At 59.2% G+C, this 16711-nt stretch carries 14 protein-coding genes; 12 read left to right on the top strand and 2 right to left on the bottom strand.

What is annotated here, in order from left to right; translation table 11 throughout:
• The 4 genes from CHC01_RS05010 (at window position 1) to CHC01_RS04995 (ending at window position 4708) form a co-directional block, all read left to right on the top strand.
• On the top strand, window positions 1-966 hold the full coding sequence (locus CHC01_RS05010) for a Bug family tripartite tricarboxylate transporter substrate binding protein (RefSeq protein WP_089262989.1): 966 nt from the start codon (window positions 1-3) through the stop codon (window positions 964-966).
• Between the two features lie 74 nt (window positions 967-1040).
• Window positions 1041-1490: a tripartite tricarboxylate transporter TctB family protein gene (locus tag CHC01_RS05005; RefSeq protein WP_089262987.1), complete on the top strand. Its 450-nt coding sequence runs from the start codon at window positions 1041-1043 to the stop codon at window positions 1488-1490.
• Complete coding sequence (locus CHC01_RS05000; protein ID WP_089262985.1) at window positions 1487-2989, top strand: tripartite tricarboxylate transporter permease; 1503 nt, start codon at window positions 1487-1489, stop codon at window positions 2987-2989. Before CHC01_RS05005 ends, CHC01_RS05000 begins: the two co-directional genes overlap by 4 nt.
• A 39-nt stretch (window positions 2990-3028) precedes the next feature.
• Window positions 3029-4708 carry a thiamine pyrophosphate-binding protein gene (locus CHC01_RS04995; RefSeq protein WP_089262983.1) on the top strand — a complete coding sequence of 560 codons (1680 nt, stop codon included), beginning with the start codon at window positions 3029-3031 and terminating at the stop codon, window positions 4706-4708.
• Window positions 4709-5025: 317 nt separating this feature from the next.
• On the opposite strand, the gene CHC01_RS04990 is transcribed toward CHC01_RS04995, so the two are convergent.
• Window positions 5026-5739 (bottom strand): FadR/GntR family transcriptional regulator, encoded by a 714-nt coding sequence (locus tag CHC01_RS04990; protein ID WP_089262981.1) that lies wholly within the window; start codon window positions 5737-5739, stop codon window positions 5026-5028.
• A 225-nt stretch (window positions 5740-5964) separates the two neighbouring features.
• On the opposite strand from CHC01_RS04990, the gene CHC01_RS04985 reads away from it, so the two are divergent.
• From CHC01_RS04985 to CHC01_RS04960, 6 genes are all read left to right on the top strand, one after another.
• Window positions 5965-7356, top strand: coding sequence for a UbiD family decarboxylase (locus CHC01_RS04985; protein WP_089262979.1), 1392 nt, complete (start codon window positions 5965-5967; stop codon window positions 7354-7356).
• 54 nt (window positions 7357-7410) lie between these two features.
• Window positions 7411-8436 (top strand): ABC transporter substrate-binding protein, encoded by a 1026-nt coding sequence (locus CHC01_RS04980; RefSeq protein ID WP_089262977.1) that lies wholly within the window; start codon window positions 7411-7413, stop codon window positions 8434-8436.
• Between the two features lie 38 nt (window positions 8437-8474).
• Window positions 8475-9275 carry an ABC transporter ATP-binding protein gene (locus tag CHC01_RS04975; RefSeq protein ID WP_176454500.1) on the top strand — a complete coding sequence of 267 codons (801 nt, stop codon included), beginning with the start codon at window positions 8475-8477 and terminating at the stop codon, window positions 9273-9275.
• On the top strand, window positions 9272-10057 hold the full coding sequence (locus CHC01_RS04970) for an ABC transporter permease (RefSeq protein ID WP_089262973.1): 786 nt from the start codon (window positions 9272-9274) through the stop codon (window positions 10055-10057). Before CHC01_RS04975 ends, CHC01_RS04970 begins: the two co-directional genes overlap by 4 nt.
• A gap of 146 nt (window positions 10058-10203) precedes the next feature.
• Window positions 10204-10812 (top strand): UbiX family flavin prenyltransferase, encoded by a 609-nt coding sequence (locus CHC01_RS04965; RefSeq protein WP_089262971.1) that lies wholly within the window; start codon window positions 10204-10206, stop codon window positions 10810-10812.
• A gap of 63 nt (window positions 10813-10875) precedes the next feature.
• Window positions 10876-11412 (top strand): TIGR02444 family protein, encoded by a 537-nt coding sequence (locus tag CHC01_RS04960; protein ID WP_176454499.1) that lies wholly within the window; start codon window positions 10876-10878, stop codon window positions 11410-11412.
• Window positions 11413-12873: 1461 nt separating this feature from the next.
• On the opposite strand, the gene CHC01_RS04950 is transcribed toward CHC01_RS04960, so the two are convergent.
• Window positions 12874-14706, bottom strand: coding sequence for a DUF885 domain-containing protein (locus CHC01_RS04950; protein ID WP_176454498.1), 1833 nt, complete (start codon window positions 14704-14706; stop codon window positions 12874-12876).
• A 289-nt stretch (window positions 14707-14995) separates the two neighbouring features.
• Between CHC01_RS04950 and CHC01_RS04945 the strand changes: the two genes are divergently transcribed.
• Together CHC01_RS04945 and CHC01_RS04940 are read left to right on the top strand one after the other, a co-directional pair.
• Complete coding sequence (locus CHC01_RS04945) at window positions 14996-15652, top strand: YybH family protein (RefSeq protein ID WP_089262963.1); 657 nt, start codon at window positions 14996-14998, stop codon at window positions 15650-15652.
• Window positions 15653-15779: 127 nt separating this feature from the next.
• Entirely contained in the window at window positions 15780-16688 is a 909-nt protein-coding gene (locus CHC01_RS04940) for a DUF6073 family protein (protein ID WP_089262962.1), read from the top strand.
• The last annotated feature ends 23 nt before the right edge of the window (window positions 16689-16711 follow it).

The following is a 16711-nucleotide window of genomic DNA, read 5'->3' as shown; positions in this document are numbered from 1 at the left end:
ATGAAGCGACTTATCCTAGCGGCCCTACTGATGGGCACCGGACTGAGTGCCACTGTTGCTTCGGCGCAGGAATGGCCGAGCAAGCCGATCAAGCTCGTGGTGCCCTATGCGCCGGGTGGCTACACCGACGCTGTCGGCCGCATCACCGCGCGCTTCCTTGAGAAGGAGCTCAGCCAGACCGTGATCGTCGATAACCGTCCGGGCGGCGGCGGCATCGTCGGCTCGGATCTCGTGTCGAAGTCGCCGGGCGATGGCTACACCCTGTGCGTCTGCAGCGTCGGCGCCATCTCGATCGCGCCGGTGGCGCAGACCACGTCCTATGATCCGGTCAAGAGCTTCAAGCCGATCAGCGTCGTCAGCACCATTCCGCAGACCGTGATCGTCAATCCGTCGCTGCCGATCAATTCGATGGAAGACCTCGTCAAATATGCCAAGGCCAATCCGGGCAAACTGACCTATGGCTCCAGCGGCGCCGGTGGCCTGATGTATTTCTCCGTGGCCCTGTTCGACGCGCGGCTCGGCACCAAGATGACCCATGTGCCGTTCAAGGGCGGCTCGCCGGCCACGGCTGCCGTGGTGTCGGGCGAGGTCAACCTGTCCTTCACTAACATGACCGATGCGCTGCCGCAGATCGAAGCCAATACGGTGCGCGCATTGGCGGTGACATCGGCGACACGCAGCGAATTCACGCCGAAGCTGCCGACCGTCGCCGAGACGGTGTCGCCGGGCTATGCGGTGGAGTCGTGGAACGGCATTATGGCGCCGGCCTCCACCCCGGATGCGGTCGTTGCAAAGGTCTCCGACGCGCTGAAAAAGATGGCCGCCGACCCCGAAGTGAAGAAGAACATGGCGGTCGCCGGTGCCTCGACGGTGTTCACCACCCCGGCGGAATACACCGCGCAGATCACCAAGGAAGTCGAGCAGTGGCGCGCGTTGCTGAAGGAAATCGCAGAGAAGAAGACCTGAGTTTTAATGATTGCGAACGGCGTGAGTATTGCGTCGCCGTCCGCTACTTGCCCTCGACGGCATAGGAGCACGCCATGAAATCACTCGCGCAGCGTGGAAACTCAGACTTTTATTCGGGCCTGCTTCTGGTCGTCGTCGCCGTTACTGCCTTGCTTTATATCCGCACGCTGACGGTTGGCACCGTGCTTGAGATGGGGCCGGGCTATTTTCCGCTCGGCCTTGCACTGGTTCTGCTCGGCATGGGCCTTGTCATGATCGTCAAGGGATTGACGACCGAAGGAGTGCCGGTCGGCCGGATCTATTTGCGGCCGCTTTTTTTTATCCTGCTGTCATTCGCAGCGTTCGGTCTTTTGGTCGAGCGCGCCGGCCTGATGATTGCGATCCTGGTGCAGGTCGCGCTGGCGCATTTCGCGTCGCGTGAGACCACCTGGCTCAGCAGCGCCATCACGGCCGTTGCGCTCGCGATTGCTTCCTCGGTCGTCTTCGTCTGGCTTCTCAAAATCCCGGTAAGCGTGCTGCCATGATCGACCTGTTTGCCGCCCTCGGCCATGGCTTCTCGGTCGCCGCCACGCCTATCAACCTGCTGTTTTGTCTGATCGGCGCCGTCTGCGGCACGTTGATCGGCGTGCTGCCCGGCCTGGGTCCGGTGGCAACCATCTCGCTTTTGTTGCCTGCCACCTACGCGCTCGACCCCGTTGGCGCCATCATCATGCTGGCGGGCATTTATTACGGCGCCCAATATGGCGGTTCGACCACGGCTATTCTGGTCAACATTCCCGGTGAGTCGACGTCCGTGGTCACCGCCATCGACGGCTATAAGATGGCGCAGCAGGGCCGTGCCGGTGAAGCGTTGGCGATTGCCGCAATCGGCTCGTTCATCGCGGGATGCTTCGGGACAGTCGTGATCGCGCTGCTCGGTCCGCCGCTGGCGCTGATGACGCAGAAATTCGCGTCGCCGGACTACTTCTCGCTGATGGTGCTCGGTCTCGTCTCCGCAGTGGTATTGGCCAACGGATCGGCATTTCGCGCAGTGGCGATGATCTTTCTCGGCCTGCTGCTCGGCATGGTCGGCATGGACATCAACACCGGCGAAGCGCGGATGACATTCGGACTGATCGAATTGTCTGATGGCATCAATTTCGTCGCGCTGGTGATGGGTTTGTTTGGCGTCGCCGAAGTGATTTCAAATCTCGAAGGGGTATCGACCCGCATCGTCAACCATTCGAAGATCAATAGCATCTGGCCGTCATTCAAGGTGCTACGCGGCGCTTGGGGCGCCGTGATGCGCGGCACTCTGCTCGGCACCATCTTCGGCATCCTGCCCGGCGGCGGCGCGACCATCGCGTCGTTCTCGTCCTACGCACTGGAAAAGCGCGTCTCCAAGACGCCCGAGCGGTTCGGCAACGGCGCCATCGAAGGCGTCGCCGGTCCGGAATCTGCAAACAATGCCGCGGCGCAGACGTCCTTCGTACCGCTATTGACCATGGGCATTCCAACCAGCGCCACCATGGCGCTGCTCGTCGGCGCGCTGACGCTACACGGCATCGCGCCGGGGCCGACCATCATCACGCGCCAGCCCGATTTGTTCTGGGGCCTGATCGCCAGCATGTTCATCGGCAATGCGATGCTCGTCGTGATCAATCTGCCGATGATCGGGCTGTGGGTCCGGTTGCTGAACGTGCCCTATCGCATCCTCTATCTCGTCATCGCGGTGGTCTGCGCGATCGGCGTTTACTCGGTGAATAATTCGAGCTTCGACATCTACATGACCGTCGGTTTCACCGCGTTGGGTTACATCCTGCGAAAGCTGGATGCAGAGCCTGCACCGTTGCTGATGGGCTTCGTGCTTGGCCCGATGGTCGAAGAGAATTTCCGGCGCAGCCTGATCACGTCGCATGGCGATCCGATGGTGTTCCTGCAGCGGCCCATCAGCCTTGTGCTGCTTCTGCTGTCAGCGGGCCTTCTGATCTCCATCGTGCTGCCTTCGATCAGTAAACGCCGCACCGAAGTGTTCCAGGAATGACCGACGCGCCCTCGCGTAGCGCTGAAGGATAAAGACGTCATGAACAAGCACGATCCCGTTTCCTCCGTGGCCACCGCACCGGAGCGCAGCGGCGGTGAAATCTTAGTGGCGGCGCTGCGCCGGAACGGCGCGGACCGAATGTTCGGCGTTCCTGGCGAAAGCGCGCTGCCGATCTTCGACGCTGTCTATGAGCCTGAGACAGGCCTTCGCTTCATCGTCTGCCGGCATGAGACCACGGCGTCCCATATGGCCGAGGCCGACGGCAAGCTCACGGGGAGGCCGGGCATCTGCGTCGTCAGCCGCGGTCCTGGCGCCATGCAGGCCGCGCTCGGCTTGCACACCGCGTGGCAGGATTCCACGCCCATGATCCTGATCGTCGGACAGGTCCCGAGCAGCCATCTCGGCCGCGAAGCCTTTCAGGAAATGAACTACGTTCGCACTTTCGACGACATGACGAAATTGGTCGTCGAGGTCGATGCTGTCGATCGCATCCCAGAAATAGTCAGCCGCGCGTTCCACGTAGCCATGCAGGGACGGCCTGGCCCAGTCGTGCTATCGATTCCGGAAGACGTACTCAGCGCGATCAGCAACGTCGCCGATGCGGCACCCGCGACGACTATCGTGTCTGCGCCGTCAGACCTGCAGATGACCCAGGTGCGGGCGTTGTTGGAGAATGCGCAGCGTCCGTTGGTTATCGTCGGCAATCTCGGCTGGACGCCGGCCGCCGCAGAACAATTCAGGTCTTTCGTCGAGCGGAACGATCTGCCGGTAGTCGCAGGCTTCCGCTCACAGGACGTGCTCGACAATCGTAGCGACCTGTATATCGGCGACATCAGCCTCGGCTCCAGTCGCCCGTTGATGGCGCGGGTCAAGACGGCGGATCTGCTTTTGGTGATAGGTGACCGGCTCGGTGATGTTACCACCAATCATTATTCGCTATTCGATGTTCCGACGCCAACGCAGGTGCTGATCCACGTTTTCCCAGGGCTTGAAGAGCTTGGCCGGGTCTATGTCCCGACGCTCGGCATTCCGGCCAATTCGGCGCGCTTCGCCGAGGAGCTGGCCAAGCTGGGAACGCTGGACAGCAAGCCACGGGCCAGATGGAGCGCAGAAGCGCGCCAAGCTTACATCGAATATCAGTTGCCGCGGGTTGATGCACCGCCCTTCGATCTCGCAAGAGTGATCGATCATCTGAACGCCGAATTACCGGATGACGCGATCATCACCAATGGCGCCGGCAATTACACGATCTGGCTGCATCGCTATTATCGCTACCGCAAGCTCGGTACCCAAATCGCGCCGAAGTCAGGTTCGATGGGCTATGGGCTGCCGGCGGCGATTGCCGCGCAACTGCGTCATCCGGAACGCAGGGTCGTCTGCCTTGCGGGCGATGGCTGCTTCATGATGGCCTCGCAGGAATTCGCAACGATGGTTCAGCAGTCGCTTCCGATTATCGTCATTATCGTCAATAACGCGATGTACGGATCGATCCGAATGCATCAAGAGCTAAACTTTCCTGGCCGACCAAGCGGGACGGATTTGCTAAACCCTGATTTTTCGAATTTGGCCAGGTCTTACGGAGCTCATGCCGAAACGATCGACCGCCATGAGGACTTTGCAGATGCATTCGCTCGAGCACAACGGGCGAGCAAACCGGCAGTAATTGAACTTCGAGCCAACCGGCAGCAGATTACACCAGACCGCGTTCTCGCAATATAGGTTTGTCAGTGGCCCTGCCGAACTTAGCTCCACTACTGCATAAGTTGCTTGTTAGCAGAATAGCCATTGAGGACACGATAGTTTTCGCGACTTCCGCGCTGAATGCACTCCGGCCGTATCTCAAATGGCGACGATCAGCGAATGTCGGAATCGGTGGTTGCGGGTCCCCCGCAACCAAACCCTACGCTGCCATTGTTGGCCCGGACGATCCTGCGAACCATCAGGCAGCGACGGTTTTTCTGACGCTCCGTGCTACGCCGCAGTCCCCGTGTTAGATTCGTCACCCTATCGAGGCGTCTTTCACCGTTGCGGTGTCCTCAAGGCGCTGCTTCGCCCAGCCGCTTTAGACTGCCGTTGAGGACCAGGCGCACCGCGAGCCGCGCGCGCTGCGGGTCTTTCGCGGCGATCGCATCGTAGATGGCGATATGCTCATTGTGGGCATCGGACTCGGTGCTGACCTGTTTGGCCGACGTATTCCGTGCCAAGGCGATGGCTTCATGGAGATGTGGCTGCAAGAACTTCATGAAGTCCACGATCAACGGGTTTTTAGTCGCCTCTGCGATGGTGCGGTGAAATGCGAGGTCGGCGGCCAACGCCTCGCCGAAGGGCTTGCGGCCAGGCTCCATCAGTTTGAGATGCCGCGCCATGAAATTGAGGTCCTGTGTTGTCCGCCGTTCGGCGGCGAGGCTCGCGGCCTGAACCTCTACGCCCATGCGCAGTTCGAATATGTGCGCGATCGGCATCCTCGCGCCCTCAGCAGGTTCCAACCGGAAAGGCCGCGACTTGGTGTCGTTCGGCACGAACACCCCCTTGCCCTGACGTGAGGCCACCAAGCCGTCCGCCTTGAGCCGCGACAATGCTTCGCGCACCACGGTGATGCTGACCCCGAACTGGGTGCCCAGATCCTTGCCCGCGGGAAGCTGTGTGCCAGGCCCGTACTTCCCGCTCTCTATGTCTTCCCGGAGGGATTGCGTGATGCGGTCCGTCAGATTGTTGGGTGCGACGCGTCGATCTGCTCGCTGGGGCATCATCTCGATTTCACTTCCTTATGATTCGCCGAGTTTGCCACAGCCGTCCCGATTCCGTCGCCCGGTCGGCGGCGGTCTTCACCGACAGATGAGGCGCACGGTGTTGCCCTCGTCTTGAGCAAGGCGCTCGCCAATTTCTGGGCAGTATGCCGCTAATCCCGCCTTGTCGACCCCAGCTTATATTATAAGCTGGTAACCGTAAAGCTTTGGGGCGGCGCGGAGACTTTCATGACTTTCGATAATCAGAGCCTGCGGGGGTTCCTCGCGACGACGGAGAAGACCCAGCCCGATCAAATCCTGCGGATTCGGGAGCAAGTAAGCCGAGAATTGGAAATGACGTCCGTCATCTTCGAGCTCGACCGCATCGGTAAGAGCCCTGTCGTCGTGTTCGAGAAGGTCGCCGGCTCCGAAATGCCGGTTGTGACGAACATCGCCGGAAGCCGGAAACTGCTGGCGGACTGCCTCGGCGTCGACGCCAAGGATCTTCCGACCGCGTTTCGCGAGCGCTGTCAGACATACATTCCCTGCGAAGTCGTCGAGAAAGGCGCTTGGGACGACGTCGTGATCGAAGGCGACGACATAGACCTGACTAAGCTGCCGATTCCGTTTCAGTTCAGCGTGGACGCCGCGCCTTACATTACAGCCGGTCAGATCTGCGCGCGCGATCCGGAGACCGGCGTCGACACCACGGGTTTCCACCGGCTGATGCTGCGCGACAAGAACCGGCTGGGCATCTCGCTGCATTCGCGCCGCCGCATGTATGAATTCCATCGCCGCGCCGAAGCGCGCGGTGAATCGCTGCCGGCCGCCATCGTGATCGGCACGCATCCGCTCCATTACATGGGCTCGATGGTCTACGCCTACCCGCCACATGTGCGGAAGTACGAGATCATTGGCGGCCTGTTCGGCGAACCCTATCGCCTCGCCCGCTGCGGCGTCGGCGGCATCGAAGTGCCTGCCGGCGCGGAGATCGTGATCGAGGGCGAAATTCTCGCCAACGTCCACGAACCTGAAGGTCCGTTCGGCGAATTCACCGGCTACGCTTCCTATCGCAGCACGCAGAACGTGTTCGTCGCCAAGCGCGTGCGGATGCGACGCGATGCATTCTTCCACAGCGTAGTATCGGGCATGTCCCGCGACCACATCCTGATGTCCTGCATCACGCGCGAAGGCGAAATTCTCAATGCACTGCGTCGCAACTTGCCCAATGTCAAAGCCGTGCATGTGCCGCACAAGACCTGCGGCGCGTTTCTGGCGATCGTCTCGATGAAGAAGATTGCCGAGGGCGAGCCAAAGATGGCGATGCTGACGGCACTGGGCACCGAGCTCTACACCAAACACGTCATCGTCGTGGACGACGACGTCGACATCTTCGACATGGAGGACGTGATGTGGGCGGTCGCCACCCGCGTCCGCGCAGAGAAGGACATCTTCCTCGTCCCCGGCGTGAAGTCGGCCATCATCGATCCGACGTCCGATCCGAAGAACTTCACTGTCACCAAGATGGGCATCGATGCGACCGCGCCGCTCGATGAAAGCTTCGCTGAACGCCTGACGATTTCGGACGAGCAGCGCGCTCGCGCACGCGCGATCCTGCTTCGAGCCGGCGTGGAGGCATAGCCGGTCTCCGCAAGCCAAGCCCCATCGTTCCAAGAGCCATTTCAGGAGAGATTAATGACACGACGAACACGCGGTTTCGCCTTAGCTTTCTCGATTGCACTGGCCACGATTGCCATATCGCAGTCCGCCAATGCCCAGACAAAGCTCCGCTTCACGCTGGACTGGGCCCCAGGCGCGACCCACAGCCCATTTTTCGTCGCCTTGCAGAAGGGCTACTACAAGGCCGAGGGGCTCGACGTCAGCATCGACCGCGGCAAGGGCTCCGCGGAAGTCGTGCGTCAGCTCGCCGCCGGTACCTACGATATGGGCTTTCCCGACATCAACGTCGTGATGGACTTCAACTCCAAGAACCCGGAGCAGGCATTCCCCGTGCTGTTGAGCGGCTATGAAGAAGCACCGGCGGCACTGATCTTTCTGAAGTCCAGCGGTATGACCGAACCGAAGCAGCTGAACGGCAAAAAGCTCGGATCGGCGGCGAACGACTCGACCTTCAAGCTGCTTCCGCTATTTGCCAAGCAGACCGGCATCGATATGGCGACCCTGCAGATACAGAACATCGAGCCGAGTCTGCGGGAAGTGCTGCTGGCCCAAGGCAAGGTCGATGCGATTCCCGGCCAGGTGTTCAACTCGCTGCTCGAGCTGCAGGCCAAAGGCATCAAGGAATCCGAGATCGGCTACTTCATGTACAAGGACTACGGCCTCGAGCTCTACGGCAATTCGGTCGCCGCCTCGCCGGCATTCCTGAAAGCCAATCCGGAGGCCGTCAAAGGCTTCCTGCGCGCCACGATCAAGGGCCTCAAGGAAGTTGCGGCGGATCCGGAGCTCGGCGTCAAGGCAGCAATGGCCTTCGAACCCCTGCTCAATGCCGATATCGAACGCGAGCGGCTTCGCGTCGCCATGAAGTGCTGCATCGTCACCGACACGGTCCGCAAGAAGGGCTTCGGAGAGGTCGACAAGGACCGCCTGCAGAAGGTGATCGAGATCATCACGAAAGCCTACAACTTGCCGCGCCAGCCAGCTTTGGCCGAAGTCTATGACGCATCATATCTGCCTCCCGCGCAGGACCGCATGCTCAAGTAAGGGGCGCTTTGAGCGGACACGCAAGCAGGATCTGGATGATGTTTATTGAACTGACGGATGTCGATCTGATCTACGGGTCGGGGAAAGGCAAGAGGAAGCTGGGCGACGACACGTTGGCGGTTCGTTCCGCGAGCCTCAGCATTGCCGATGGCGAGTTCGTCGCCATCGTCGGTCCGAGCGGTTGCGGCAAGTCGACTCTGCTCAAGCTCATTGCTGGTCTGGCCAAGCCCAGCCGGGGCGTGGTGCGGGTCGGCGGCGAGGATGTCGTGCATCCGCTGAAGACCGTCGGTATGGCGTTCCAGAATGCGACCTTGCTGCCATGGCGTAACATTCGCGACAACGTCATGCTGCCGTTGGAGATCGTCGAGCCGCACCGCAGCCGACAGAAGCTGGACCGCGACAAGAATCTCGAACGTGCTAACGGCCTGTTGGCCAAGGTCGGGCTGTCGGGCTTCGCCGACAAGATGCCCTGGCAGTTGTCCGGCGGCATGCAGCAGCGCGCGCAACTCTGTCGTGCCTTGATCCATGAACCATCGATCCTGATGCTCGACGAACCCTTCGCTGCGCTCGATGCGTTCACGCGCGAAGAATTATGGGGTGTGCTGCAGGAACTATGGTCGTTCCGGAAATGTACCATCATCCTGGTGACCCATGAACTACGTGAGGCGGCGTTCCTCGCCGACACCGTGCACGTCATGAGCGCGCGGCCTGGTCGGGTGGTTCGCAGCCGGAGCGTAGATTTCCCGCGCCCACGAACCCTCGCTGCGACCTTCGAACCTCGATTCGTAGAGCTGGTGCACGATCTTCGTCATCACATACACCTGGAGACGGCAGCGTGAGCAGCGAGACACTCGAACGTATCGCGCCCTGGTGCGCCGCGGCCGTCTTCATCGCCCTCTGGTGGGCGATCGTCGCCGCCTTCGGCATCAAGAGCTTCGTGCTGCCGACCCCGATCGAAACTATCAGCGCATTGTTCAACTACCGCTACGCCCTCCTGATCAACGGTCTGGCGACGCTCGGGACGACGTTACTCGGCTTTGCACTCGCCGTCGTGTTCGGTCTTGCGCTGGGAATCATGGTGGGCTCGTCGCGGCTAATCTACAGCGCGCTATATCCGCTGCTGGTCGGTTTCAACAGCGTTCCCAAGGCTGCGCTCGTGCCCGTGTTCGTCATCTGGTTCGGGGCGGGAACCGTCCCGGCCGTGGTTACCGCCTTCATGCTGTCCTTCTTCCCAATCGTCGCCAATATCGCGACAGCCTTCGCGACCATCGAACCAGAACTATTGGAAGTGATGAGGTCGCTCGGCGCCTCGCAGAGGGACATGACGGTGAAAATCGGAATCCCGCGGTCGCTACCGTTCTTCTTCGCATCGCTGAAGATAGCAGTCACTCTCGCCTTCGTCGGCTCGGTTATAGCGGAGATCGTCGCCGGCAACGCCGGCATAGGCAACGTCATGCTGATTGCAAGTTCGAGCTTTAACGTTCCCCTGGTGTTCGCGGCTCTCGTCGTCGTCGGAGTCATGGGCATCGGCATGTACGCAATCTTCGACTTCGCGGAGCGCCGCATGACCGGTTGGTCGATGCGGGGCATGGGTATGATGCAGCAGACGGGCGGCGGCTGATGCGCCGTCGCCTCTTGGCATCGGCGCGATCCGGCTGGCGTTTTCGTGTCGCAAGCCTCCTGGGTAAATCTTGATGGAAACGCGCACAACGGACAGGGACGCAAGCCAAGGTCCTTTCCACTTACACTGTTCTGGAGCCCCTGACCTTGAACCGGCCTGATACCACGCCACGTCGTCTGATCATCGGAATCACGGGAGCCTCCGGCACGATCTACGGCATTCAGCTGCTGCGACTTCTACGTCCGACTGACGTCGAGACGCATCTAGTGCTCAGCAAGTCCGCCAAGATCACGATGGCCCAGGAACTGGATATCAGCGTATCCGAGGTCACCGCCTTGGCCGACGTCGTGCACAACGCAGACAACATAGGCGCGACGATCTCGTCGGGATCCTTCAGGACCATAGGCATGGTGATCGCGCCGTGCTCGATGCGCAGCCTGGCGGAGATCGCCACCGGCGTCACGTCCTCGCTGGTCACCCGCGCTGCCGACGTTGTGCTGAAGGAGCGCCGCCGACTGGTGTTGATGGCGCGGGAAGCACCGCTGCATCTCGGACATCTGAAGGCGATGGCGACGGCCACGGAGATCGGCGCCATCATCTATCCACCCGTCCCCGCGCTTTATGCCAAGCCAATCAGCATCGAGCAGATGGTCGATCATACGTTGGGCCGGATGCTCGATCTGTTCGATATTCAGACGGACGTCGTGAGCCGCTGGCAGGGTCTCGCACCCGCCAAGGCACCCGATGCTTCGTAACCGCCCCGCACCGGAATGGGGCGGCCGGTCGAAGCGGCGTCGATAGCAGACGGATTTTGCAGCATGGACAGTTGGACCTTCGCCCTAAAGCTCTACGCAGAACCCGGTGTGTCCGAGGCCTGCCTGAAGCTGCAGGACGAAGCGAACGTCGACGTGATGCTTATGCTCGTCGCTGCCTTCGCAGCTTCACAGCGAAACGTCCATCTCGACGCGACCGACATAGGATCGATGGACCACGCGGTTCGACCATGGCGAGAACAGGTCGTGTCTCCGCTTCGATCGCTTCGCAGGCGATTGAAGGTCGGTCCGTCACCCGCGCCCTCGGAAGCCTCGGAGAGACTGCGGGCCCTCATTAAGGCCAGCGAGCTCGACGCCGAGCACATCGAAAACGACATTCTGTCAGCTTGGCTTGGGTCCAAATCTTCCGGACAGACTGCACTCACAACCGCCGAGGTCGAGGGCGTACCAATGACTCACGGAACGCGCTGCGGACATGGGCTGCGATACCGACCCGGCGGCGCCCACTGCGCTCACGGTTTTCGATCGACCACCCTGCTCAACGAGGATGGCGCGTTCGACGGCGATGTAGTGGAAGCCTAACTCGCCCACGACTCGGAAGCAAAGCGCCGGCGGCGCGACGAGGTAGCACGGCGCTAGCTTGGCAATGCCGGCAAGAACAAGATCCGCGGCATCTACACCTTGTGGCCTATTGGGCCGAACGCATGCGCTTGATACAGCATTGGTTTCGTAGCCTCGACTGCCTGTGCGACGGTGCGGCCCGCCGTATGTGTTGAGTGACTTTATTGCAGCGGCGGTGGCGCCGGTGCTCACAGCAACTTGCTGATACTCAGTGCCGTTACGCTTACGGGTGCGTTGGATGTTTGGTCTTCAACGGTCAATTGATCGTCTAAGTCATTCCCGGTACATTGGGCGAGATCGTCAAGTTGTATTGCCAAGCATGTTTTCCTTTCTTGGTAGGTCTGTTGCTAGGGAGTACCGAGAGACACTAAACAACGCCTAGCTCGGTGGCTTGAGCGTTTGAAGGAGCGGCCGGCAGTAACCAGGATTTGTCCGCAGCCCGATTGAGTAATTGACACGCGACGGGAGAATGAAATGACGGGAGAAGATCATCGTTCTGGTCTATTCTACGTATGGATGCCTATTTTCTTGCTGCTGTCCGCTGGATGCAGCTTTGCGCAAGATGTCGAATCCCCGGTCTGCCGGGGCACAGAACTAAATTGGCAGATAACTATTGGAAATGGAGCAGCCGTTCTTCAGACCGACAATGCAAATACGGCCGAGAACCGCTACGCGGGCGCCTTTCAGCGTGTTCCGACACGTAGTCGGCAATCGGCGCTTGCGAAGCTTCTGTGGCGAGGGACGAACATCAGTAACGGAAACGGGGTTTTCATTGCTCTGGCGGCTACTAAAAGTGACTATGATCTAGCAGCTTGCGACTTCAGGGGCGACGGACTATCGGCAGAATCGGCAATAGGATATACTGCTATACTGTCCCATGAAGCCGCGGACGCTAAACTCGGATGCTGCAGGGTCCACATTAACCCCGCCGAGCTACTCAAAAGCAGGGTTTGGAAGACTCAGATCGATAGCCCTGATATTCTGACGGCGAGCTTGTACTTCGAGAGCGACCATCGGTTACGCGGTTCCACAAATTGCGGTGGCTATGTTGCGGATGTAAGCTCGTCGCCATCAGACTTACAGGTAAAGAATCTTGCACATCAGCTAACGGAATGCTTGACGTGGGGAACTGCTTGGTCAGGCAGGAAACCGACTAGCGAAGAAACGAAAGAGATAATGTCGTATTTCGAGAGTTTCTTTCAGGTCCTGCAATTAGCCACGGCATGGCGTATAGAGGTTAAGGACAAGCCAAACTCATCGGAAGGTCAAGTGCTTACGCTAGTGCTTGTAGGACGAAGCGACGCTGCGAACATTTATTTCACTGCTCAAATCCCCTAGCGCCACACGTGTAGTTCATGGATACGCGCTTTTGCATTTTCCCTCGGTTCGCTTTTATTTCTGGAGCAGGAAGGGCCGATTAGCCTATATCCTGCTGTCAATGAACTCCTCGATGACTTTATCGAGCACCGTCAGGGGTAGTGGGCCGCTTGAGAGAACTGCATCGTGAAAGGAACGGAGGTCGAAGTCCGGACCAAGCGCTTTTTGGGCTCGGGCGCGTAGTGAAAGGATGACGGCCTTTCCCGTCATGTAGCTGGATCCGAGACCTGGCGTCGCGCAGCAGCGGCCGCATTCCAGCTCGGCGATCCGATCCGGCATTCCGAGGTGCGTCCGGAAGTATTGCGAAACTTGATCGCGAGACCACCGCCTATTATGGAGGCCAGTGTCAGCCGCCAGGCGGCAGGCCCGTAGCAGCGAAGCAAACAAGTAGCCAATTCTGCTCATCGGAGAGCCTCTGTAGAAGCCACTCTCCTCGACCAACTGCTCGGCATAGAGCGCCCATCCCTCGCTGTAGCCGGCAAACCAAAGAGTTCTCGTCAGCAATGGAATATCGGTATTCTGCAGTGCGAGTGTACTCTGCAGGTGATGTCCTGGCGTCGATTCGTGAAACAGAGCGGAGGCAACGCGCCATTTTGGCCAGATCGCGGGATCGAGCGCGAAATAACAGATGCCGGCGCGCTGGCCATCGAGACTGGCGTCTTCGTAGTAAGCATCAGGCCCGGCCCACGGAGCGGCGCGGATCAACGCTTCCGCCCTCGGCTTCGTTCTGAATCTGCTCGGAACCCATTCTTGAATCTTGCTGTGCAACGCTTCCAAATCCGCCATCAGGGCCTCTCTGCCTTCGGGAGAGTCCGGATAGCGGAAAGATGGGTTACCGAAGATGTGATTGAGGCGTTCTCCGATCGTTCCGTGTGTCAAGTCTTGTTCACGGAGAGCCTGCTCTAGACGATCCCTTGTTTCTCGCACCGTATCGATGGCGAAGGCGTGGAGTTCATCGCTCGATCTCTCGGTTGATGTTGCCAACCGCAGCAGCGCCGCATAGAGTTGGCTCCCGCCTTTAACGCTCCACAACCCAGCATCGTGTCTTGCATGCGACCTTAAGCTCGACAGGAGTGCAATCTGGCGGTTTAGCGCAGGAACAATTGCATTGTCCCATATCATTGTCATTTTGCGCAGATGCACGTCTGCGGTGGTTCGACCTGAGAACGGTGCCACGGCAAACGACATCGAGATCGGTGTACGTGCAAGCAAATCCAATTGCCCAATGGTGGCCTCGATGACAAAGTCGAGAGGCAGCAGCCCGTGCTCACAATCGTGACGGAGGCGCGCGGAATCTTGATCAAGTGCTATCGCGAAGATTTCCAGACGATTCAAATAAGCCTCGACGTCATCCTGATCTACCAGTTGATGCTTACTTGAGAGGAGTTCGGGAACCGACAGATAAGCACCTTCCATGTGCGTGATGGCATAAGGCCGACCCGTTACGGCGCCAAATTCCCGATTGACCTCGTCTTCCGTCACAAGCCAAGTCATGATGACATCGTGATTGATGGCATCCTGGCCGGTCAGTGCATTACGATCGATCTTGCCGAGCTGTGCGCGCCAATTCTGAATGCAGCGTCGATCCTGTTCGCTCGCAGCGACCGATCGTTCGTTTAGTTTGGACTTGATGCCCGTCCAACGTGCCGTTCTGTCGAGCCCGAGCGCAGTTACGAGCTCGGGCAGCCTTTGCAATCTCTCCTCTGCAATGACGTTTAGAAGATGTCGGAGCCTCTGATCTTCCGTGGAGTGCATCTTCGCCGCGCACGCGACAGGATCAGGGAACGTCGCAGCCAGTAGAGCGATGCCTCCGAGGGCATCCCGACGCGTGATCCGTCCGTCCTTGAACATTCCCATCCCGGCATCGCGTTGGGGCATTCGATATCCTTGCCTGCGAAGTACTGCTCTGGCTTTCGATCTCATCTTAATAGCCCGCCGCACTTAGCTCAATCTGAGGCAGAAAACGCCCCATCGGACCGTCGTGAGTATGTCGTGAGCCACGCCAGATTGCGAAGCTAGACTTCACAGATGCAGGTTAGATCACTGTCGATGATAACGTTAGTCAAAGATCGATTCGCTCCTGGTAGTGGGGAGTCTTTGATCTTGCTTATTGATAGCGCCGTCCGCGTTCTCCCTTAGAAATTCCAACAGCTGGAGATCCAGACACATGATCATCACCAAAATTACCGCAATCGTCTTATGCGGACTCGCGTTCGGCTCGCTTGCATATGCAGCAGACGAATTTGTGAATCCGCCAGCCTCGAGCCAACTTTCGAAGCTGTCACCGATACCACGGCTGGAGAGGCTCGGCCCGCAACTTCCCTCGGTAGTACAGCGCAATAAGTTTTCGGAATTTGCTACAGCGCTTACGGCACCCAACGCAGCGCAGAACGCAGAGTATGTCGCGGTTAGAAACGTAGTGGACAGCGTAATCGACGCTTTGAGCAAGCGCGACGTCGCAAAGATGAGCGAATACTATTCCAACGATCCACAATCGACTTTCTTCGGCCCTCTCCTCTACGATGAAGCGGGGCGGATGGTCGGAGCGCAGTCACGCAGTGAATACTTTAAGGGGCTCGCGACGGGCCTCTCGTTCTTCAAAAGTGTTGCTGTCAAGCGTCATGAGGATGAAATATTCCGAATTGGAGATGCTATCTCGCTATGGACCGCCACCGGCCACAATTTGGTCGTCTGGAAGGACGGCCGACAGGTCACACGACCTTGGCGCTGGACCATGGTGTTTGAGAAGACCACGGATAACAAATGGATGGTCATCCACGAACATACATCATTTGGCGACCCCAACGTCACACCAAGCCAATAAGCGGAGGAAAGACATGCGCATAACGTCAAGCAAGACGAATCGTGCCTCACTTCTCGGCCTCTCCATCCTCGTTGCGTCGTGTCTTCCGCTCCATTCCGCGCAAGTCGGAAAGGAGACTGAAAAGGCCATGACCTCGATTCTGATCGACCGGTATCTGTCAATGTCCGAGAAGGATCTCGCCGGTCTCGCGTCTCTACCGGTCAAGCGCTTCACGTTGCCGACCGCCGGCGTGGATATCATGCGGGCTGTCGTTGAAGAGACCTATACGATCGATGGCGTCGGCAAAGACACAGTCTTGCTGACGGGATGGATTGCAGTGAAGCACGACTCGCCTCGGTTAATCAGAGGGGCGACGAAAGTGCAGTGGGGGTCGGCTCAACTCGACACAGAGTTCGTGGGACTGTCACTAAGAGGACATAGTCTTCTCTTCGGTGAAGTTTTCGTCACATTGAACTCGAGTGAACCGTCACTTGGTGTAGTCGGTGCTTGGCATTCGGACGACGTCCCGAAGCAGGCGCAGCGGCTCGAGCAGATGATCCAACTTGCGCAGCAGCGCGTCGCACCAGGCTTTGGTGGAGTCGACCTACTGATCGAACCGAGGGACGGCGCCATTCAATTGGCGCCGCGACTGCCTGACGGCCGTGACCCGTCCTTGCTCGTTCCGCTGAGGCCGGGCCAACAATTGCCTGCTGCCCCGTTCGGTCCGATTAATCCAACGGCCTCCTGCTCGCTTTCCTTCGCGGCGCGTGCCTGCAACTGCGCGGCCAACCTGTACATCATGGTAAGCCTTCCCAATCTCGGCCTGGCTCTCACGACGGACGGACCAGTCTACATGTACTCCAGCGTCGAAACGATACCGCCGGTCGGTTATACCGCAACCGTGACGCTAACGCCGACCGACCTTATCGCGGACGGTCGAAGGGTCGGTACCCTTGAGCATGCGGCTGTTAAGTTCCGAGAATTGGTGGAGCACATGTCCCTTGACCCCGCGGCACATCCTGAGAAGCGGATCAGCGAGGACGTCGCAAAACAGTAACCTTGCGTTTCACGAAGGCCACC

Source organism: Tardiphaga sp. OK246, from assembly GCF_900188215.1.
Classification (GTDB): domain Bacteria; phylum Pseudomonadota; class Alphaproteobacteria; order Rhizobiales; family Xanthobacteraceae; genus Tardiphaga; species Tardiphaga robiniae.
Note: the sequence above shows the minus strand (reverse complement) of the source record. Positions and strands in the feature narration are given on the sequence as shown.